This is a genomic window from Campylobacter volucris (genome assembly GCF_008011665.1).
Classification (GTDB): Bacteria; Campylobacterota; Campylobacteria; order Campylobacterales; family Campylobacteraceae; genus Campylobacter_D; species Campylobacter_D volucris_A.
The window spans coordinates 25068-46638 of the sequence record NZ_VOWJ01000014.1 but is presented as its reverse complement, the minus strand read 5'-3'; the positions used below and the strand labels follow the sequence as shown (position 1 = coordinate 46638).

Below are 21571 nucleotides of genomic sequence, written 5' to 3'. Positions count from 1 at the left end.
ATTTTTTTAAAAACATTCTAATGTAAAATTATTTAAAATTAGCAAAAACAAACCAAAAAAGGATTAGCTATGAGAGAAAAAACGGTATTTGAGTTAATAGTAGAAGGAAAAATTCCCGCAAATAAAGTCTTAGAAAGTGAAAAATTTTTAGCTTTTCATGATATCAATCCAAAAGCCCCTATACATATTTTAATCATTCCTAAAGAACATTTTGAAAATTTTCAAGAACTAAATCCTGAACTTATGAGCGAAATGACTAAATTTATCCAAGAATTAGCAGTGTTATTAGGGCTTGATAAAAGCGGATATAAACTAATAACAAATTGTGGTAAAAACAGCGGCCAAGAAGTATTTCATTTGCATTTTCATATGTTGGGTGGATTTGAACTTCCTAAAGACAAAGAAAAACAAATCAACCCTCAATCTTTATTCTAAAAGAGCTAAAGACTCTTTTAGATAGCAGGTCCTGCTAATTTAAATTCACTTCCTTCAGGAACATCTTCATAGCGTTTGAAATTTTCTATAAACATTTTTGCAAGTTTAAGTTTTGTTTGAGCATAAGCTTGTTTATCTTCCCAAGTATTAATGGGATTTAACAATTTATCTTCAACACCCTCTAAGGTTTTTGGTACAGCAAGATTAAATAAATCATAATTTTCAAATTCGCAATTTAAAATACTACCATCTAAAATCGCATTGATACAAGCTCTAGTAGCTTTAATACTCATTCTTTTTCCAACACCGTAAGCACCACCGCTCCAGCCAGTATTGACTAAATAAACATTAACATTATGTTTTGTAATTTTTTCACCTAAAAGTTTTGCATACACAGTTGGATGAAGTGGTAAAAATACTTCTCCAAAACAAGCTGAAAAAGTTGCAATAGGCTCGGTAACTCCTCTTTCGGTTCCTGCAACTTTTGCTGTATAACCACTTAAAAAATAATACATTGCCTGTTCTTTACTAAGTTTACTAACAGGAGGTAAAACTCCAAAAGCATCAGCTGATAAAAATATAATATTACTAGGATGGGTTGCACTTAAACTTTTTTCATGGTTTATAATATGTTCTATTGGATAAGATACTCTAGTATTTTCTGTTTTTGAACCATCATTAAAATCTACGCTTAAGTCTTCTTTTAAAACTACATTTTCTAAAAGTGCATTTTGTTTTATAGCACCATAAATTTCTGGCTCATTGTTTGAATTAAGATTGATGCATTTTGCATAACAACCTCCTTCAAAATTAAACACTCCCTCATCATCCCATCCATGTTCGTCATCTCCGATTAATTTTCTTTTTGGATCAGTTGAAAGAGTTGTTTTTCCTGTGCCACTAAGCCCAAAAAATAAAGCTACATCACCTTTTTCTCCAACATTAGCACTACAATGCATAGGAAGTTTGTTTTCTAAAGGCAACCAATAATTCATCATAGAAAAAATACCTTTTTTCATCTCCCCGCCATACCAAGTGCCACCAATAACTGCTATATTTTTTTCTATATTAAAAATGACAAAAACTTCTGAATTTAACCCATCTGTTTTATAGTCTTCATTCACACATTTACAAGCATTATATACTATAAAATCTGGGATAAAATCATTTAATTCTTTTTCATTTGGACGGATAAACATATTTTTTACAAAATGTGCTTGCCAAGCAAGTTGTGTCACAAAACGCACAGCTTTACGGCTTTTTAAAGAAGCACCACAATATACATCTTGTATATAAATATCACTATTACTAAGCTGTTTTTTAGCTTTAGTCAAAAGCTTTTCAAACAACTCTTCACTAATAGCTTGATTAATATTGCCCCATGCTATATATTTTTGCGAGGGATCTTGTTTTACAAAATACTTATCTTTAGGACTTCTTCCTGTAAAAATTCCAGTATCTATACTAAAAGTTCCATTTTTTGTACAAATTCCTTCTTTATTTTGTATTTCATGTTTTAAAAGCTCATCATAATTAAGATTATAAAAAACTTGTCCGATATTTTCTAAATCTAAATTTTCTAAACCTTTCATTATTCCTCCTTATTTATAGCTTATTAAAATTTGACCTTCACTTACACTATCACCTGCATTTACAAAAATTTCAGACAATTCCCCATCTTTTGTGGCATTAATTTCAATTTCCATTTTCATTGCTTCAAGTATTACAACTACTTGTCCTTCTTTTACCACATCACCTGCTTTAACTAAAATTTTAAATACATTAGCATTCATACTAGCCACAATGGCATTGGCTTCATTAGAAGCAATATTTTTAGGTTTAACTTCTACTTTATCATTTTTAACATTAACAGCACTTTTTACATTAACATCTTTATCAAAACCAGCACTAACTTCTACATGATATTTATTACCATTAACTGACACAGTAAATTGATTTTCATTGCTTAAATTTAAAGGTTTAGTTTTTTCATTTTTTCTTACATTGACCTTAGCTTCACCTTTTAAAAATGCTAAACCTTTTTCTTTGCAAGCTGCAACTATAAAAATATTTTCTTCACTTGTTGTTATATTTTCTTTTTCTAATAAAGATTTTACATATGCTAAACTTTTTGTTTTATCCTCATCAGCAATATCTACTGCATTTTTAGTTGTAGGTTGTAATTTAAGTTGCTCACTAGCAAGTTTAATCACCCCTTCATCAGGGGTAATTGGGGTTTTACCAAAATATCCCAAAACCATCTTACCATAGCCTTCTGCAATTTTTTTCCATGGTCCAAACATAACATTATTAAAAGCTTGTTGAAAATAAAATTGTGAAACAGGAGTTACAGAAGTACCATAACCACCTTTTTCAACTACTTCTTGCATAGCTTTAATCACAGCTGGAAATTTATCTAAGATATTATTATCTCTCATCATTTGAGTATTAGCAGTTAATGCTCCACCTGGCATAGGAGAAAAAGGAATTACAGGATTTACAGCAGTTGCTTCAGGTGGTAAAAAATAATCTTTTAAGCAATCTTTCAACACCTCTTCATATTTTAAAATTTTTTCACCATCTAATCCTAAGTCAAAATCTTTACCTTTTAAAGCATGTATCATAGTTAAAATATCAGGCTGACTTGTGCCACCACTAACAGGAGCTGCAGCTAAATCTATACCATCAACACCTGCTTCTAAAGCAGCTAAATAACAAGCTATACTAACCCCTGCTGTTTCATGAGTATGCAATCTTATATGCATATTTTGAGGTAAATTTTTTCTTGCCATTTTAATGATTTCATAAATTTTATTTGGATTAGAAGTTCCACTAGCATCTTTAAAACAAATACTATCAAATGGAATTTGTGCTTTTAAAATTTCTTTTAAAATTTTTTCATAAAAAGGCACATCATGAGCGCCTTTACATTTTGGTGGTAAATCCATCAAAGTAATGGTAATTTCATGTTTTAAACCATGTTTTACTATACATTCTCCACTAAATTTCAAATTATTTACATCATTTAATGCATCAAAATTTCTTATCGTAGTCGTGCCGTGTTTTGCAAACATTTTTGCATGCAAATCTATAATTTCTCTGCTACCAGTATCTAAAGTAACTGTATTTACACCTCTAGCTAAGGTTTGTAAGTTTGCATCTTTGCCTACAATGGCTCTAAATTTATCCATCATATCAAATGCATTTTCATTAAGATAAAAAAACAAACTTTGAAATCTTGCCCCACCACCAAATTCAAAATGAGTAATTCCAGCTTCTTTAGCCACCTCTAAAGCAGGAAAAAAATCTTCCATTAAAACCCTAGCGCCATAAACAGACTGAAATCCATCTCTAAAAGTAGTATCCATTACATCAATCAATTTTTTAGCCATCATTTTTCCTTAAATATTAATAATTATAACTCCAATTTTCTTAAATATAAACTTTATAAAATTTGATTTAACATAATGATAACGATTGCCAATGGAGCAATAAATTTCAACAAAAAATACCAAATTTCAAATACCATCTTGTTCATAAATTTAGAAAATACTTTATAAATACTTTCTTTATCTACAAAAAATCCAACAAATATTGCACTAGCTAATGCACCTAGTGGCAACATAAAATTAGAAGTTAATTTATCCAAAACATCAAATAAACTCAACCCAAAAAAGTTAAAATATTCTCCATAAGCACTACTAAAAGATAAAATACAACCCAATCCCAAAATAAACACAACGATACCAATAAACACCAAAGCTTTAAATCTAGAAATTTGATATTCATTAACAAGATAAAAAGTAAAAGGTTCTATCATAGAAACTGCTGAAGTAATACCTGCAAAAAATAAAGCTAAGAAAAAATAAAAAGCTAAGAAGTTGCCAAAATAACCACCCAAATTTGAAAATAAAGTGGTAAGTGAAATAAATACAAGCCCGGCTCCTTCAGCTGGATTTGCATTAAATTTAAATATAAAAGTAAATACTATAAGCCCCATCATAAGACCTATACAAATATTTAAAATCACTATAACAATAGAACTTGTAATCAAATTAGCATCATCTTTTAAAGAAGCTGCATAAGTCGTGATACAACCTATGCCTAAACATAAAGTAAAAAATGCAAGTCCTAAAGCTGTAAGTATAGAATTTAAGCTGATTTTAGAAAAATCAGGATAAAAAAGATAAACAAAAGCTTCTTTAAAACCATTTTGAAAAAAGCAATATCCAAGCAATAAAACAAGCATGATAAATAAACTTGGCATAATCCAAATATTTAATTTTTCTATACCGCTTTTAACACCTTTTGATACCACAAATAAAGTAAGAAAAAAAGCAATCAAAAAATACATACTACTTTCTAAAATACTATTTTGTATCAAAGCTCCAAATAAAACTCCTGCCTCATCGGTATTGCTTGGTAAATGATAGATTGAAGTGACCATGTATTTTAAAACCCAACCCATAATCACCAAATAAAATGACAAAACAAAAACACCACCTAGCATAAAAAATCCAGCAAATTTCCATTTTTGAGGGTATTTTAAAGCTAGACTTTTATAAGCATTCACAGGATCTTTTTGACTAAGTTTTCCCATAGCAATTTCAGCTAAAAATATGCAAAATCCTATACTTATGGTTAAAAGTAAATATAACAACACAAAAGCAAAGCCTCCATTTTGTCCTACCAAGGTTGGGAATTTCCAAGCATTTCCAAGCCCTATAGCACCACCTGCTACTGCTAGTACAAATCCTATTTTAGAAAATTTATCATTCACTTTTAATCCTTAGAAAAAAATTTGTCTTGCCATAATCACAATTACTGCCAAAGGTGAAATAAATCTCAAAAAGACATACCAAATTTCAAAAAATATTCCTTTCATATAAGGATTAAATAAATTTTGTAAAGTTTCTTTTTTAAGCACAAAACCTACAAAGAATGCCGTGATTAAAGCAGAAATTGGCATCAAAAGATTTTGTATAAAAAAGTCTAAGATATCAAAAAAACTTTTTCCAAAAAAGGTTAAACTTTCAGAACTTGGAGCATAAAAAGAAAGTATAGATAAACTTCCTAGAAAATACACTATAAAGCCAACATACATTAAAGCTTTTTTTCTTGAAATTTGATAACGATTGATGAGATAAAAAGTAAAAGGCTCTATCATAGAAATTGCTGAGGTAATGCCTGCAAAAAATAAAGCTATAAAAAATGCTACTGCTAGGATATTTCCTAAAAGTCCTAATTTTGCAAATAAAGTTGTTAAAGATATAAAAATCAATCCTGGACCTTGTTGGGTAGGATCAGCACCAAATTCAAAAATAAAAGTAAATACAATAAGTCCCATCATAACGCCGATGATAGTGTTAATGATAATAATATTAAAAGCACTATTTATAAAATTTGTTTTATCGGGCAAACTTGCAGCATAGGTTAAAATCACACATACTCCTAAAGACATACTAAAAAAAGCAAGTCCTAAAGCATCTAGTATAGAAGAAACGCTTAATTTTGAAAAATCTGGTGAAAATAAAAATTCACTTGCTTTAGAAAATCCATCCATGCTAAAAGAATATCCAAGCATTAAAATGAGTAATATAAATAAACTTGGCATCATCCAAACATTAAGTTTTTCTATACCACTTTTAACACCTTTGGATACTACATAAAAAATCACTATAAACACGAAAGTAAAACATATAAATTGGGACAAAACATCTTTAGAAAGTAAATTTCCAAAAGCAATTCCTGCTTCATCGGTACTGCTTGGAAGTGTGAAAAATCCTAAATAAGCATAATTTACAATCCACCCTATAACAACACTATAAAAAGAAACCAAAATAATAGCCCCTAACATAAAAAAACCAGCCCAAGACCATACTTTTTTATATTTTGGTGCTAAAGAATGATAAGCATTTACAGGATCTTTTTCGCTTAATTTTCCTATGCTAAGTTCAGCTAAAAAAATCACAAAAGCTACCCCAATAGTCAAAAACAAATATACTATTACAAAAGCTGAACCACCATTATTTCCCACCAAGGTTGGGAATTTCCAAGCATTTCCAAGTCCTACAGCAGAACCAGCCACAGCTAATATAAATCCTATTTTAGAAAATTTATCATTCATTTTTAATCCTCAAAGAGAAAGTTGTTTTATCATGATTAAAATTACTGCTAAAGGCGAGATAAATCTCACAAAAAAATACCAAATTTCAAACCATCTTCCTTTCATATAAGGATTAAATAAATTTTGTAAAGTTTCTTTTTTAAGTACAAAACCTACAAAAATAGCTCCAAATAATCCTCCCAAAGGCATCATCAAATTCGAAGCTATAAAATCAAGTATATCAAAAAAACTTTTTCCAAAAAATTCTAAAGAATCTTTACTCCATTCAACACTTGAAAATATACACAAGCTTCCTAAAATATAAACAATAAAACCTATAAACACCAAAGCTTTTTTACGAGTAAAATTATAAGAATTAATCAAATAAAAAGTTAAAGGCTCTATCATAGAAACTGCTGAAGTAATACCTGCAAAAAATAAAGCTATAAAAAACGCTACTGCTAGGATATTACCCAATGGTAAAAATCCTACAGGGTCAATATTTGCAAATAAACTTAATAAAGATACAAAAATCAATCCTGGGCCTTGTTGGGTAGGATCAGCACCAAATTCAAAAATAAAAGTAAATACAATAAGCCCCATCATAATACCAATAATAATATTTATAATAATAATGTTAATTGTGCTACTAATAAAATTTGTCTTATCAGGCAAACTCGCAGAATAAGTAATAATCGAACCAACACCTATAGATAAACTAAAACACGCAAGTCCTAAAGCACTTAAAAAAGCACCTACTCCAAGTTTTGAAAAATCTGGTGAAAATAAAAATTCACTTGCTTTAGAAAATCCATCCATGCTAAAAGAATATCCAAGCATTAAAATGAGTAATATAAATAAACTTGGCATCATCCAAACATTAAGTTTTTCTATACCACTTTTAACACCTTTGGATACTACATAAAAAATCACTATAAACACGAAAGTAAAACATATAAATTGGGACAAAACATCTTTAGAAAGTAAATTTCCAAAGATAGCTCCGCTCTCATCTATGCTTTTTGGTAAAGGAAATAATCCCAAATAAGTATAATTAACAATCCATCCTATAATAACACTATAAAAAGAAACAATTAAAATTGCTCCTATCATAGAAAAACCCACGATCGACCATGCTTTTTTATATTTTGGCGCTAAAGAATGATAAGCATTTACAGGATCTTTTTCGCTTAATTTTCCTATGCTAAGTTCAGCTAAAAAAATTACAAAACCAACCCCAAGAGTCAAAAGTAAATATAATAAAACAAAAGCTGATCCTCCATTTTGTCCTACCAAGGTTGGGAATTTCCAAGCATTCCCAAGTCCTACAGCTGAACCAGCCACAGCTAATATAAATCCTATTTTAGAAAATTTATCATTCATAAAAATACCTTAATTTAGCAATGTAAAGGATTTAATTTAGCTAAAAAAAACTTTAATTTGTTTTAAAATATAATAATTTTGACTAAATTTCAATAATTTTAAAGTTATATTTTTATATAATTGATGCTTTATTAAATCTCGAGTAGGGATACGCGAGCCGAAAGGATTTAAAATCTAAATCAAAGGATTAAATATGAAAAAAATCGCATTTTTAATGCTAGCTATGAGTACTTTTGTATTTGCAGCTGATGCAACTATGAATCAATGGTTAGCATCATTTTCTATTTTAGCAGCAGGTTTAGGACTTGGTGTTGCAGCTTTAGGTGGTGCTATTGGTATGGGAAATACTGCAGCAGCAACTATCGCAGGAACAGCTAGAAATCCTAGTCTTGGTGGTAAATTAATGACTACTATGTTCATTGCTTTAGCTATGATAGAAGCTCAAGTTATTTATGCACTTGTTATTGCACTTATTGCTCTTTATGCTAATCCATTTCAAGCATTAGTAGCAGCTTAAAACAGACCCTTTTTAAAAGGGTTTTTGCGGTTATGGTGGAATTGGTAGACACGCCATCTTGAGGGGGTGGTGCGCTCAGCGTGTGCGAGTTCAAATCTCGCTAACCGCACCATTTTTAAGGATTTTTGCAAATGGCCTTTTATCTTCTTATTAGTGCTATAGCTTTTTTAATACTCTTTTTTGTAATTAAAAAATATACTTTAAATTTAGATGAAAAAGCTTTACTAGAACCCATAAAAACAAATTTATATCCTGAATTTTGCGATCTAATCAACGAAGAAATAAGAAACATCAAAAACGAACTCTTGCAAGATAAGATTGCATTAAAAGAAAAAGATCAAAAAGAACAATTTTTAGAAGCATTAAGTGATATGAGTAGAAAATTAAATCACCTACAAACCATGAATTTAAGTAAAAAAGATGATGCTTTATGGCAAGAAATGTTATTTAATTTTTTAAGCGAACTTGAAGAACTTAATAAGCAATATCTCTTAAATGCTCAAGAGATTAATGACACTATAAGAACTTCCTTGCAAGAAAAATTTACTAATTTATCAAAAATTTAATTTACATATGATTTTTATTGTTGCCTTTTAGTTAAAATCCAAACACATAAATTTACAACAAACAAAGGATTTATAATGTTTGGTGGCAAAAAAATGAGAATAAAATTCTCCAATTAGAACAATCAAACCAAGGTTTCCAAGATATCTTAAATGCCATAAGTCGCACTATGGCCATGATAGAATTTGATATAAACGGTAATATTATAAGTGCTAATGAAAACTTTTTAAAAACTATGAACTATACTATAGATGAAATTCATAACAAACATCATAGTATGTTTTGTCTACCAGAAGTTGTAAAATCGCCAAATTATGCTGAATTTTGGAGAGATTTAAGAAATGGAAAATCCAGAAATGGTCTTTTTAAGCGTATTGCAAAAAATGGTAAGGAAATCTTTTTAGAAGCTAATTACATTCCAATCATCAATCCAAATAATCAAGTTTATAAAGTCATAAAATTTGCAAACGATATTACACAAAGACATTATGAAATGTTAGATTTAAAAAATACCATTGAAGCAGTAAATCGTTCGATGGCTATTATTGAATTTAATCCTCAAGGTGAAATTGTAACAGCTAATGAAAATTTCTTAAAGACAATGGGGTATTCATTAAATGAAATTAAAGGAAAGCATCATAGTATGTTCTGTGATGAAAAATTTAGGACTTCAAAAGAATATACTTTATTTTGGGAAGAATTAAGAAATGGAAAATATCAGTCTGGAAAATTTGTTCGTTTTGGTAAAAATCATAAACTAATCCATTTAGAAGCAAGTTATAATCCTATAAAAAATGATAATGGTCAAGTTTATAAAGTGATTAAATTTGCAACAGACATCACAGATCAAGTTGTAAGAGATGAAGAAAAATTAAAACTTATTAGTGAATTAGCAGAACAAAATGATAATTTAACCCAAGAAGGCGATAGCGTCATAGAAAATACTGTGCAAAATATCCAAAATATCGCAGAAATGATGAGTAATAGTAGTAATCTAGTATCATCACTTAATGAACAATCTGAAGAAATTAAAAATATCATCCAAACTATTAGCGATATAGCTGATCAAACTAATCTTTTAGCATTGAATGCTGCAATCGAAGCAGCTCGTGCTGGAGATCATGGTAGAGGCTTTGCTGTAGTTGCTGATGAAGTTAGAAATTTAGCTGAAAGAACAGGTCAATCTGTAAATGAAATAACCACAACTATTAATTCAATTAGAAATGTAACCGCTGAAGTAGTTCAAAGTATTAAAGATGGCTTACATGGAGTAAATCAAAGTGTGGATTTAGCAAAAGATGCTAGAGAATGTATGGAAAAAATTAGAAATAGCTCTGCTCAAGTTGCACAAGCTATGCAAAATGATTAAAAAAGTTTTTAGCTTAAATGCTAAAAACTTCTCTATTAATTATATGCATTTTTACCTGCCCTTGCAATAAATCTTTGTTATATAAACCCTTACCTTCAAATACAATATCATCATCAAAAACAAACAAATCAGCATCATAGCCAATATCAATTTTTCCTTTATTAAGTCCTAAAAACTGAGCTTGATTATAACTAGTAAAATCACAAAGTTGCTTCCAACTTAACAATTTATTTTTTACAAAATAAGTAAAACATAAACTCGCATACATACTCACACTATCTATACCAAATAAAGCATCATCAAAGGCTATATTTTTTTTAGAATCAGATATTGGAGAATGTAGCGAGGTTAAAAATTTAATTTTTCCTTCTACAAAATATTTTTGTAGCCTTTCTTGCTCTAATGGATCTTTTAAAGGAGGTAAAATTTTAGCCTTAGTGTTAAAATTCTCACATGCATTGTCATTTTTTAATAAATGATGTATTGAAATTTCATTATTTAAATTTTCTAAAAGATCAAAAGATCTAGTTAAACTCAAAGCATCAAAACCAATCTTACTTTGATAAAATTGCGAAATTTCCTTCATTTTAGCTACTTCACTACTTTCGGCTATATCACTAATTCCTATAAGTCCTAACTCAAAACTAACTTTTCCATCATTCATCACACCATGATCGTCAAAATTTTCATCAAAACACTGCACAAAAACTATACTATCTTTCATTTTGGCATATTGCATACTTTGTCTTATAAGGTTAGCTCCCATATTACTTTGAATTTGTATTGCCTTTGCACCACTATCAAGTAAAATGGAAATATCTTTTAACTTATTTTCATTATCTAAAGCCTTAATACTAGGCAATACATTAATTTTTAAAGTTTTTAATTTTTCAAAATATAATTTATACCCTTGAGTATTTAATCCTAAATTGTCTCTTAAGATAATAGAACCAACTCCGCCTTTTAAGCACTCTTGTTCTAAATTTTCAAGTTTATCAATATCAAATGCGGCATCTAACAAATTTACATTTAAATCAATAAAAGAAGGTAAAAGAATTTGTCCTTTTAAATCTATACTTTTTTCTGTACTATCATCAATACAATCGTTAATTTGAGCAATTTTTCCATTTTGAATTTTCACATCTGCTTTTTTTTCGCCATAAATTTTTGCATTTTTTAAGATCATTGCATTTTCTCCTTTGATGACATCAAATCAACTACACAATCTTGAACTCTTTTTCCATTAAGTATAGAAACAATCTCATTAACAATTGGTGTATATATTTGATATTTTTGAGCTAAAGAATGTATAGCAAACGCAGTTTGCACGCCCTCTGCAACTTCTTTTAAATCTTGTAAAATTTGCTCTAATGATTTATTTTGTGCAAGATTATATCCTACTCTATAATTTCTAGAAAGTGAGCTTGAAGCAGTTAAAAATAAATCTCCAGCACCACTTAAACCTAAAAAAGTATCTTCTTGAGCTTGAAAAAACTGCCCAAAACGATGCATCTCTACCAAACCCCTTGAAACTAAAGATGCTCTGGCATTGTTTCCTAAATTTAATCCATCGCAAATTCCGCTTGCAATAGCTAAAACATTTTTATAAGCTCCACAAATTTCAGCACCCTTGACATCACTACTTATATATGTTTTGATATAATTTGGGAAAAATGAAGAAAAATTTTCGCAAAGTTGCTGATTTTTACCGCTAATAACTAAAGCACAAGGCTTTTTTTCTAACACTTCCAAAGCAAATGAAGGACCGCTTAAAAAACAAATTCTATTTTCATCGATAAAATCTAAAAAAATTTCATCCATAAATTTTAAACTTTTAAAATCTATACCTTTAGAAGCTACTAAAATTTTATGATTATTATCTTTAAAATTATTTTTAAGCCACTCATGTGCTCCTTGAGCATACAAAGCAAAAACCAAATACTCACATTCTAAAGCTTTCTTGGTATCAACAAAATTTGCAATATCCTTAAAGTGATATGAGGTGATACAACATTGATTATTGACACTTAAAGCATCATATAAAGCACTTCCCCACTTACCAGCGCCAATAACCGATATTTTCATTATCCAAGCTTTGCTTTTAAAATTTCATTAACTTTAGCAGGATTAAAAGCTCCTTTACCAGCTTTCATTGTTTGACCTACAAAAAATCCAAATAATTTATCCTTACCACTTTTATATTCAGCGACTTTATCTTCATTAGCACTTAAAATTTCATCAATTATTTTTTCAATAGCACCATCATCACTTACTTGTTTTAAACCAAGCTTTTCTATGGCTTCATCTACACTAATTTGGGTATTTTCAAAAATATAAGCTAAAATTTCCTTAGCCGCTTTAGCGCTTATCACGCTTTCTTCTATGCGTTTGATAAGTAAAGCTAATTTTTCAGCTTTTATAGGAGAATTTTCTATAGTAAGCTCACCTTTTAAAAGTCCCATTAGCTCGGTTGTAAGCCAAGAAACACAAAGTTTAGGATTTAATTTTTGATCAATTAAATATTCAAAATATCTACAAAGCTCTAATGAAGAAACTAAAACTTCAGCATCACTTTCTTTGATACCAAATTCACTAACAAATCGAGTCTTTTTTTCATCTGGTAATTCTGGAATTTTTATATTTAACATTTCATCACTTAAAATAACAGGTAAAAGATCAGGATCGGGAAAATATCTATATTCAGCAGAATCTTCTTTTCCTCTCATACTTTTAGTGATTAAATTAGTCGTATCAAATAGTCTTGTTTCTTGCACTACTTCTTGTTCATACACTCCATCTTCCCAAGCTTGAGTTTGACGATTTACTTCATATTCTATAGCCTTTTGTATAAAACGAAATGAATTTAAATTTTTAATCTCCACCCTTGTGTAGAGCGAGGTATCTCCTTTTGGGCGTATGCTAATATTAGCATCACATCTAAAGCTTCCCTCTTGCATGTTCGCATCAGAAATATCTAAAAATCTTATAATAGAATGCAATTTTTTAAGATAAGCAACTGCTTCATCAGAACTTCTAAGTTCAGGTTCGCTAACTATTTCAAGCAAAGGAGTGCCTGCACGATTTAAATCTACTTTTGAAAAATTACTCTCATGTATGTTTTTTCCCGCATCTTCTTCTAGATGAGCTCTTGTTATACCTATGCGTTTGTTTTCTCCATTAATATTTATAAAAAGCTCTCCATTTTCCACTATAGGTATGTCAAATTGAGAAATTTGATAAGCCTTTGGTAAATCAGGATAAAAATAATTTTTTCTATTAAAAATACTTTTTTTATTTATAGTGGCATTTATAGCTTTACCAAAAGCAATAGCTTTTTTAGTCGCTTCTTCATTTAAAACAGGTAAAGCACCTGGTAAAGCTAAGCATGTAGGGCAAACATTAGTATTTGATTTTTCTCCAAAAGAAGTCGCACATGAGCAAAAAATTTTAGTTTTAGTATTTAATTGTGCATGGACTTCAAGTCCTATAACCACTTCAAACATTAATAGTTCCTTAGAGTTTTTATTTATTTTATCGTTTTTTATTTCAAAAAGAGTTTAAAAGAAAAAGAAGAATTTATAAAAAGATCTACTTTTTATAAATTAATGGTGCTCGTCTATAGTAGTAGCTCCAGCTAAATAAACATAAGTCAAAATCATAAATATAAATGATTGTAAAAATGCCATAAAGGTTAATAGCATATAAGCTGGTAAAGGTGCTACCCAAGGAACAAGTGCTAAAATAACAGCTAAAAACAAATCATCACCCTTGATATTTCCAAATAAACGAAAAGATAAAGATATAACTCTTGAAATGTGAGATACTATTTCGATTGGAAACATTAAAGGAGCCAAAATTTTTACAGGCCCCATAAAATGGGCAAAATATTTAAAAAATCCTTGGGTTTTTATACCTTCATAATGATAATAAAAAAATACGATAATCGCCAAAGTAGCACTAAAATTTAAACTTGCACTTGGCGATTCAAAACCAGGAATAATACCAATTAAATTACTAAAAAATACTATAAAACCTATAGTAGCAACCAAAGGAAGGTATCTTCTTGCTGCTTCTTCACTACCCATGGTATCTTTTCCCATGCTTAAAATTCCTTCCATATAAGCTTCAGCCAAATTTTGACTCCCTCTTGGAACTATTCGCATGGATTTTGTAGCAAATTTAGCTAACAACATGGAAATAAAAACTACTATACCTAAGTGAAAAAAATAAGCAAAAGTATGACTAGAATCTATAAAAGAACTAAATAAAAATAAATCTTTCATCAAAAAGTCCTTAATACAATTTAAAAACTATCATTATATAGTGATTTTGCTTATACTTTAATGAAATATTCTAGTTCTTAACCTACATCCATTCTAAAACTTCTTTTAATTCCTTAGTTATAAAACATTTTATATCTATATTTTCAATAGATTTGTTAGGTATTATAGCGTTTTTAAATTTTTGAGCTTTTGCTTCTTTTAATCTTGCATCTAAAGAAAAAACTTCTTTTATTTCACCATTTAAACTTAACTCACCTATAAAAATACTATCCTTACTCAAAGGACGATTTTTAAAGCTAGAAATAATGGCTGCGACCACAGCTAAATCAGCTCCAGTTTCACTTATCTTAACTCCACCGCTTACATTTATAAAAACATCATATCTACCAAGCGGAATTTCAAGTTTTCTCTCAAGCAAAGCAATAAGCATATCAAGACGATTTTTTTCATATCCTGTGGCACTTCTTTTAGGATAAGAACTCTCACAAACTAAAGCTTGAATTTCAAGCACTAAAGCCCTGCTTCCTTCCATAATAACTCCTAATGCACTTCCACTTATAGCCTTAGTTCTTGTAAAAAACCTATTGGAAATATTCTTAGCGCTAATTAAACCTTTATAAGTCATTTCAAAAATACCAACTTCACTTATATTTCCAAAACGATTTTTAAAACTTCTTAGTATTCTTATTTCCTTATTTGCATCACCTTCAAAATAAAGCACAACATCTACCATATGTTCTAAAATTCTAGGACCTGCTATAGCCCCATCTTTTGTTATATGACCTATCACAAAAGTACTTATATTGTTTGCTTTAGAAAAACGCATAAGCTCAAAAGTTATTTCTCTAACTTGAGTTATACTTCCAGCTGCTGAAGTTATTTTATTAGAATATATAGTTTGTATAGAATCTATGATTAAAATTTCATAATTATTATTAGATAATTCATCTAAAATATCTTCCAAACAAAGCTCGGTTAATAAAAATAAATTCTTCTCATTAGCTTCTAAGCGATTTGCTCTTAATTTTATCTGTGTTTTACTTTCTTCTCCACTTACATACAAGACTTTTTTACCACTTCTTGCTAAATTTGAAGCTATTTTTAATAAAAGTGTAGATTTACCAACACCTGGTGAGCCACCTATTAAAACCAAAGATCCTACTACTAAACCTCCACCCAAAACCAAATCAAGCTCACTATCATCAGTGCTAAGTCTTTGAAATTCTTGTATAGTAACATCTTCTATACATAAAGCCGTACTTGGTTTATTTGAAATTTGTTTTAAAATTTTAATTTGCTCTTGTTTTAATTCTACAAAACTATCCCAAGAGCCACAATCTGGACATTTTCCAAGCCATTTGCTTTGCTGATTTCCACAAGCTTGACATTCAAATAAAATTTGTTTTTTAGCCATTTAATCACCTAATTTTTAAAAATTATATATTAATTAGCTTTTAAATTTCTTTTTACAAGCTCGTCTTTTAAAGGATTTATATTATTTTTAATCTCTTCTTTTAATAATTTAATATTTACTATTAAAACCTCAAATAAAAATACATGATCTTTAATCCATGTTATATTTTTGCTAAGCCATTCTTCTTCATTTTTAGGATTTAAAACATAAATTCTTGCTAAATTAAATTCAAATTGCTGCAAAAAAGGTCTAATAAACTCATATAAAAAAGTTTTGCAATATTCATCAAGTTTTGTTTTATAAATATCTAAATCATTTATACTTTTAATTATTAATTCTTGCTTGTCTTTAAATGCTGTCAAAATTTGAATTTTACTTTCTATTTGAATCAAATTTTCAAAATAAAGTTCAAATTCTTTAACAAATCCGTTACAAAACTCTAAATTATCATTAATTACTTTATAACTTTGCAATAACAAATCATCTTGAACATTCTTATCTAATGGCGATGGTTTTTCAAAAGGCTTTGTTAAATTTTCATCTAAAAATTCTTCGCAACACTCTTTGAATGGTTTTTCTATAGTTCCTTCTATCCTAGCTCCACCTTCTGTGGCATTATAAAATTTAAAACCTTTTTTCTTGGCTATATAATTTTGTATAGTGAGTCTGAATACATTCCATGTAGCACTAGTTAAAATTTCTTCATTTCCACCATAAGCTATAGTTTTTTCTTGAATCTCATTTAACTCCTCATCTTCATAATAATACCCACTAGCATGAGTTTTGCCATCTTTTCCATATGCTAAATCTTGACCTATAAAAATAATATTTTCATGATTAAAATCACACGCTAATTGCAAAGCATTATAAGCAACAGTTCCTCCAGATGGAGATTTTCCAAAATCAAACAAATTTAATTTATCAAAAAATATAGTAGGATATGGGATTAACAAAAATTTTCTATCAGTGTTTTCTAAATATTTAATTGCCAAAGGATGGGCTAAAGTCAATAAAATAAATATTATGTTATCATCTATATTTTTATAGTTTTGTTGTATTAAATTTGAAGCTAACTTAGTTCTTTCACTTGCTAATACAAAATCGGGCTTAATATCATTTTTTGCTAAAATAGGATAAGCACTATCAACGCAAAATATACTAAATTTATCTTGATATTGTTTAAGCAGGGAAAGCTGCTTGCTTAAAGATGGACCTGCAGCAACAATAATAGCTGATTTTGCTTTTTTATTTTGCTTTAGCCATAAATTTCTTAAAGGTGGATTTTGTATCATTTTAGGTAAGTTATAAATAAATTGTGTTAAACCTTGTAAAGCATCTTTTATATCATTACCCTGATAAAAAATTACATTTCTTATAATATTGATAATTTTTTCATTTAAATTCAATATCTTTTCATGGTATATTTCATAATATTCATTATGCAAATGCAAATCATAAAGTCTTAAAAAATTAAAAAATGGAGGAGTTTGAAAAAAATTCATTAAATCCAACTCAGAAATATCACTATTTAAAATTATAAGTCTTTGTTCTTTTAATTCTTGAGAAAAATCTATAACATTAAAGGCTAAATATAAAATTTCAAGTTCATCTTCAAAAATAACTATATGCTTTAAATGATGATTTTGCAATAAACTTTTATATAAAATTCCATTGCCAAAACCATAAAAATACAAAATAGGATATAAAAGATATTTATCATTATAAAAAGAAATTTTTTCTTGCAAATGCAAATTTGGATTTTTATAAATTGGAGTATTAGTTTGTATATTTAAAAAATTTAACTCTATAATACCCCCCCCCACATTTTCTATTTTTTGAAATTGATTTATCTTTATATCTTTTAATTTATTATACAAATAAGGATTATTTAATGCGGCTAAATTTTTTGATAAAACACTCATTTAAAAATAGGCTCCAAAATAGCTTCTAAGTATTCTTTAACATTAAATTCGCAAATATCATCCATTTTTTCACCCACTCCTACATAAATAATAGGCAGCTCAAGTTCTCTTGCTATACTAAATAAAGCACCGCCTTTTGCGGTTCCATCAAGCTTTGTAATTACCACGCCATCTAGCTTTACAAGCTCATTAAAAGCTTTAGCTTGTAAAATTCCAGCTACTCCTTGAGTCCCATCTAATACTAAAATTTTTCTATGTGGAGCTCCTTGCATCGCTTTAGCACTAATACGCACAATTTTTTCTAACTCATTTGCTAAATTTTTTTGATTTTGTAAGCGTCCTGCGGTATCAAGCAAAACTCTATCATATCCTTTTGCTAAAGCTTTTGATATAGCATCATAAGCAACAGCTGAAGGATCGTGTCCTTGAGAAGTAGCAATGATGTCCATATCAAGTTTTTGAGCCCAAAGTTTGAGTTGTTCTATAGCTCCTGCTCTAAAAGTATCACATGCTCCAAGTATGACTTTTTCATTATTTTTTTTATGCAAATTAGCCATTTTAGCTATACTTGTAGTTTTACCAACTCCATTTACTCCCAAAATCAAATCAACAAAAGGTTTAGCGTTAATAGTTTGTGGTTTATCATATATAAAATAAGTTCCCATTACGCGCTCTAAATCAGCTTTTTTAACCTCATCATTTGGTGGCAAATAATAAATAATTTCTTCTACTATTTCATAAGCCACATCAGCTTCTAAAAGCATCTCTTCTAAAAGATCTTTTGTGATGACTTTATTATCTGCTTTGACTAAATTAATACTTTCTAAGGTTTTTTTTAAACCATTTTTTAAAAATCCAAACATTACATTATCACTTTTTGTATATCTATATCTAACATTTCTTCAGGAATCATCCCTAAATACTCTCTTACTTTTTCACCTTTTGTGTTAAACAAAACCATAGTTGGAACAGAATTGATATTTAATACTTTAGAAAATACTAAATTATTCTCACTCAAAGTTGCTAAAAAGGCCATTTTATTTTCTTGGATAAAATCAAGTATTTCTTGATCTTTATTTTCCTCTAAAAAAACTGCAATAATTTCTAGTTGATCTTGATATTTTTTATATAAATTATTCAAATGAGGAATTTGTGCTTTACATGGAACACACCAAGTAGTAAAGAATACAAATAATTTTGCTTTAGAATTATCATTAAAATCAAATTTTTGATCATTGTATTTAACTAATAATTTTTTGCCATCTAAAAAATTTAAAGTAAAATGGATATTTTCACTTTGTGAGATACTCGCACTTTCTTCTTGTAAATTTTCTTTTTCACTAGAACAAGCGCTAAAAAAAACCAATACAAAAACAAATAATAAATTTTTTATATTCAAGCATTTTCCTTATGTTTTGTTAAGCTTAAAAGTATAACATAAAAAGTTAAAAACTTAAGGAAAAGCTTGACAAAAAACACTTTTAGACAAATACAAAAAAATAAAATAAACCAATTTATAACACATCAATACAAAAAAGATTTTTTAGCTTTTAAAGAAATATTTAAAATTTTAAAGTCTTTAAAAACATGCAAAAATATTCTCATATACATACCTTTAAAACATGAAGTTGATATTTATAAATTTAGACGCTTTTTTGCGAAAAAATATCAAATTTTTGTTCCATTTATGCAAGATAAAAGTTTAAAGGTAGTAAAATTAAGATTAACTCTTGAAAAAAAAAGTTTTGGAGTGTATGAACCTAAAAATTCTTTTTTACAATCTCGTATAGATGTAGCCATTGTTCCTGTATTAGGAGTTGATAAAGACTTTAAAAGAATAGGACATGGAAAAGGATTTTATGATAGATTTTTTGCAAATTTAACTCATGATAAACCAAAAATTATTTTTACGCAAATAATTAATGGTAAAAGTGAAGAAAAATTATGTCAAAAGCATGATATAAAAGGTGATTTTTATATCAATTTTTATAAAAAATATTTTAGGAAAGTAAGTAAAAATGATAGAAATTATAGTCGCGTTAATAGCCGTTTTTATAGGCGGAGGGATTGGATATGTAGTCGCTAAAAAGATTAATGATGCCAATTTCAACATCTTTTTAGAACAAGCAAAAGCAAAGGCAAAAGCTATAGAATACGAAGCTGAATTAATATTAAAAGATGCTAAAAATTCAATAGCTGAAGCAGAATTTAGTGCAAAGAAAAAATTTGATGAAAAATTGCAAAAACTTCAAAAAGAACATTCTAGTAAAATAGAAGATTTAAATAAAAAAGAGCAATCTTTAAATCATCAAGTAAAACTTCATGAAGAAAATAAAAATCAACTCATCAAAGAAAAACAAGACATAAAAGCCTTGATAGAAGAAAATGAGAATTTAAAACAAAAATACACTCAAAAGCTCAATGATGTTTTAAAAATTCTTGAACACTCAGCTGGGCTCACTCAAGAAGAAGCTAAAAGTATAATCTTGCAAAAAACAGAAGAAAAATCAAGAAATGAAATCGCACATATAGTTAGAAAATACGAAGAAGAAGCTAAAAATGAGGCTAAACGCAAAGCTAATTATATCTTAGCTCAAGCTACTTCAAGATTTGCTGGTGAATTTGCTGCTGAAAGACTTATTAATGTTGTCAATATCAAAAATGATGAGTTAAAAGGACGCATTATAGGCAAAGAAGGAAGAAATGTAAAAACTTTAGAAATGGTTTTAGGGGTAGATATCATCATAGATGATACACCTGGAGCTATTATAGTAAGTTGTTTTAATCTTTATAGAAGAGCCATTGCTACAAAAGTCATTGAGCTTTTAGTTGAAGATGGTAGAATTCAACCTGCAAGAATAGAAGAAATATATGAAAAAGTTTGTAAAGAATTTGATGATAGCATTTTAGAAGAAGGTCAAACTATAGTGATGGATTTGGGGCTTAATCATATTCATCCGGAAATTATAAAACTCATAGGAAAATTACGATATAGGGCAAGTTATGGGCAAAATGCTCTAGCCCATTCTTTAGAAGTAGCTCATCTAGCAGGTATAATAGCAGCAGAATGTGGCGGTGATGAAAAATTAGCGCGTAGAGCTGGAATTTTACACGATATAGGTAAAGCCTTAACGCATGAATTTGAAGGCTCTCATGTGGATTTAGGAGCTGAACTTTGCAAACGATATAAAGAACATCCTGTGGTAATTAATGCAATTTATGCTCATCATGGCCACGAAGATGCCACAAGCATAGAATCAGCAGCAGTTTGCACAGCAGATACACTAAGTGCAGCTAGACCTGGCGCAAGACGCGAAGTTTTAGAAGCTTTCTTAAAAAGAGTTAGCGAACTTGAAGATATTGCAAAAAGCAAAGAAGGGGTTAAAAAAGCATATGCAATTAATGCTGGAAGAGAAATTAGAGTCATAGTCAATGCAAAATTAATAAATGATGATGAATCTATACTTTTAGCTAAAGAAATTGCTGAAGAAATTCAAGAAAAAGTTCAATATCCTGGTGAAATTAAAGTTAATGTTATCAGAGAGATAAGAGCTATTGATTATGCAAAATAAGGTCTA

Annotated in this window: 19 protein-coding genes, 1 tRNA gene and 1 pseudogene; 8 read left to right on the top strand and 13 right to left on the bottom strand. The window is 28.8% G+C overall.

The genetic code is table 11. The features are described from left to right. The first annotated feature begins 69 nt into the window (after nt 1-69). Nucleotides 70-435, top strand: coding sequence for a histidine triad nucleotide-binding protein (locus FPD38_RS02150; RefSeq protein ID WP_147555154.1), 366 nt, complete (start codon nt 70-72; stop codon nt 433-435). 17 nt (nt 436-452) lie between these two features. Here the strand turns inward: FPD38_RS02150 and pckA are convergent, their stop codons facing one another. The 5 genes from pckA to FPD38_RS02125 are packed head-to-tail and all read right to left on the bottom strand — an operon-like array spanning nt 453 to nt 7924. Further along, nucleotides 453-2027 (bottom strand): phosphoenolpyruvate carboxykinase (ATP), encoded by a 1575-nt coding sequence (pckA, locus tag FPD38_RS02145; protein WP_147555153.1) that lies wholly within the window; start codon nt 2025-2027, stop codon nt 453-455. 9 nt (nt 2028-2036) lie between these two features. Beyond that, complete coding sequence (locus tag FPD38_RS02140) at nt 2037-3827, bottom strand: biotin/lipoyl-containing protein (protein ID WP_147555152.1); 1791 nt, start codon at nt 3825-3827, stop codon at nt 2037-2039. A 53-nt stretch (nt 3828-3880) separates the two neighbouring features. After that, a complete protein-coding gene (locus FPD38_RS02135; protein WP_147555151.1) occupies nt 3881-5215 on the bottom strand; it encodes a sodium-dependent transporter in 1335 nt (444 codons plus the stop codon). A 9-nt stretch (nt 5216-5224) separates the two neighbouring features. After that, complete coding sequence (locus FPD38_RS02130) at nt 5225-6562, bottom strand: sodium-dependent transporter (RefSeq protein ID WP_147555150.1); 1338 nt, start codon at nt 6560-6562, stop codon at nt 5225-5227. Nucleotides 6563-6571: 9 nt separating this feature from the next. Beyond that, nucleotides 6572-7924, bottom strand: coding sequence for a sodium-dependent transporter (locus FPD38_RS02125; protein ID WP_147555149.1), 1353 nt, complete (start codon nt 7922-7924; stop codon nt 6572-6574). A 193-nt stretch (nt 7925-8117) separates the two neighbouring features. On the opposite strand from FPD38_RS02125, the gene FPD38_RS02120 reads away from it, so the two are divergent. From FPD38_RS02120 to FPD38_RS08425, 5 genes and pseudogenes are all read left to right on the top strand, one after another. After that, entirely contained in the window at nt 8118-8441 is a 324-nt protein-coding gene (locus tag FPD38_RS02120; RefSeq protein ID WP_039665900.1) for a F0F1 ATP synthase subunit C, read from the top strand. 26 nt (nt 8442-8467) lie between these two features. Continuing rightward, a tRNA-Leu gene (locus tag FPD38_RS02115) sits at nt 8468-8553 on the top strand. 19 nt (nt 8554-8572) lie between these two features. Beyond that, nucleotides 8573-9007: a hypothetical protein gene (locus FPD38_RS02110; RefSeq protein WP_147555148.1), complete on the top strand. Its 435-nt coding sequence runs from the start codon at nt 8573-8575 to the stop codon at nt 9005-9007. Nucleotides 9008-9174: 167 nt separating this feature from the next. Further along, a pseudogene (locus tag FPD38_RS08430) lies at nt 9175-9846 on the top strand (PAS domain-containing protein); the annotation flags it as partial. Further along, nucleotides 9823-10374: a methyl-accepting chemotaxis protein gene (locus FPD38_RS08425; protein WP_410002924.1), complete on the top strand. Its 552-nt coding sequence runs from the start codon at nt 9823-9825 to the stop codon at nt 10372-10374. The pseudogene FPD38_RS08430 and the gene FPD38_RS08425, both read left to right, overlap by 24 nt. 13 nt (nt 10375-10387) lie before the next feature. On the opposite strand, the gene FPD38_RS02100 is transcribed toward FPD38_RS08425, so the two are convergent. The 8 genes from FPD38_RS02100 to FPD38_RS02065 form a co-directional block, all read right to left on the bottom strand. Continuing rightward, complete coding sequence (locus FPD38_RS02100) at nt 10388-11560, bottom strand: amidohydrolase family protein (protein ID WP_147555146.1); 1173 nt, start codon at nt 11558-11560, stop codon at nt 10388-10390. Further along, complete coding sequence (locus tag FPD38_RS02095) at nt 11557-12459, bottom strand: NAD(P)H-dependent glycerol-3-phosphate dehydrogenase (RefSeq protein WP_147555145.1); 903 nt, start codon at nt 12457-12459, stop codon at nt 11557-11559. Before FPD38_RS02095 ends, FPD38_RS02100 begins: the two co-directional genes overlap by 4 nt. Then, nucleotides 12459-13877, bottom strand: coding sequence for an Asp-tRNA(Asn)/Glu-tRNA(Gln) amidotransferase subunit GatB (gene gatB / locus FPD38_RS02090; RefSeq protein ID WP_147555144.1), 1419 nt, complete (start codon nt 13875-13877; stop codon nt 12459-12461). Before gatB ends, FPD38_RS02095 begins: the two co-directional genes overlap by 1 nt. A 99-nt stretch (nt 13878-13976) precedes the next feature. Further along, nucleotides 13977-14657 carry a F0F1 ATP synthase subunit A gene (locus tag FPD38_RS02085; protein ID WP_147555143.1) on the bottom strand — a complete coding sequence of 227 codons (681 nt, stop codon included), beginning with the start codon at nt 14655-14657 and terminating at the stop codon, nt 13977-13979. A gap of 82 nt (nt 14658-14739) precedes the next feature. Continuing rightward, entirely contained in the window at nt 14740-16071 is a 1332-nt protein-coding gene (gene radA, locus FPD38_RS02080) for a DNA repair protein RadA (RefSeq protein WP_147555142.1), read from the bottom strand. 29 nt (nt 16072-16100) lie between these two features. Then, complete coding sequence (locus FPD38_RS02075; RefSeq protein WP_147555141.1) at nt 16101-17993, bottom strand: motility associated factor glycosyltransferase family protein; 1893 nt, start codon at nt 17991-17993, stop codon at nt 16101-16103. Continuing rightward, nucleotides 17990-18856: a signal recognition particle-docking protein FtsY gene (gene ftsY, locus FPD38_RS02070; protein ID WP_039665909.1), complete on the bottom strand. Its 867-nt coding sequence runs from the start codon at nt 18854-18856 to the stop codon at nt 17990-17992. The genes FPD38_RS02075 and ftsY overlap by 4 nt, the downstream gene beginning before the upstream one ends. Beyond that, nucleotides 18856-19392: a TlpA family protein disulfide reductase gene (locus FPD38_RS02065; RefSeq protein WP_147555140.1), complete on the bottom strand. Its 537-nt coding sequence runs from the start codon at nt 19390-19392 to the stop codon at nt 18856-18858. The genes ftsY and FPD38_RS02065 overlap by 1 nt, the downstream gene beginning before the upstream one ends. A 66-nt stretch (nt 19393-19458) precedes the next feature. Here FPD38_RS02065 and FPD38_RS02060 point away from each other — a divergent pair, with 66 nt between their 5' ends. Together FPD38_RS02060 and rny are read left to right on the top strand one after the other, a co-directional pair. After that, the gene (locus FPD38_RS02060) at nt 19459-20079 is read left to right on the top strand and encodes a 5-formyltetrahydrofolate cyclo-ligase (RefSeq protein WP_147555139.1); all 621 of its coding nucleotides are present in this window, start codon (nt 19459-19461) and stop codon (nt 20077-20079) included. Continuing rightward, on the top strand, nt 20012-21565 hold the full coding sequence (gene rny / locus FPD38_RS02055; RefSeq protein ID WP_147555138.1) for a ribonuclease Y: 1554 nt from the start codon (nt 20012-20014) through the stop codon (nt 21563-21565). Before FPD38_RS02060 ends, rny begins: the two co-directional genes overlap by 68 nt. The last annotated feature ends 6 nt before the right edge of the window (nt 21566-21571 follow it).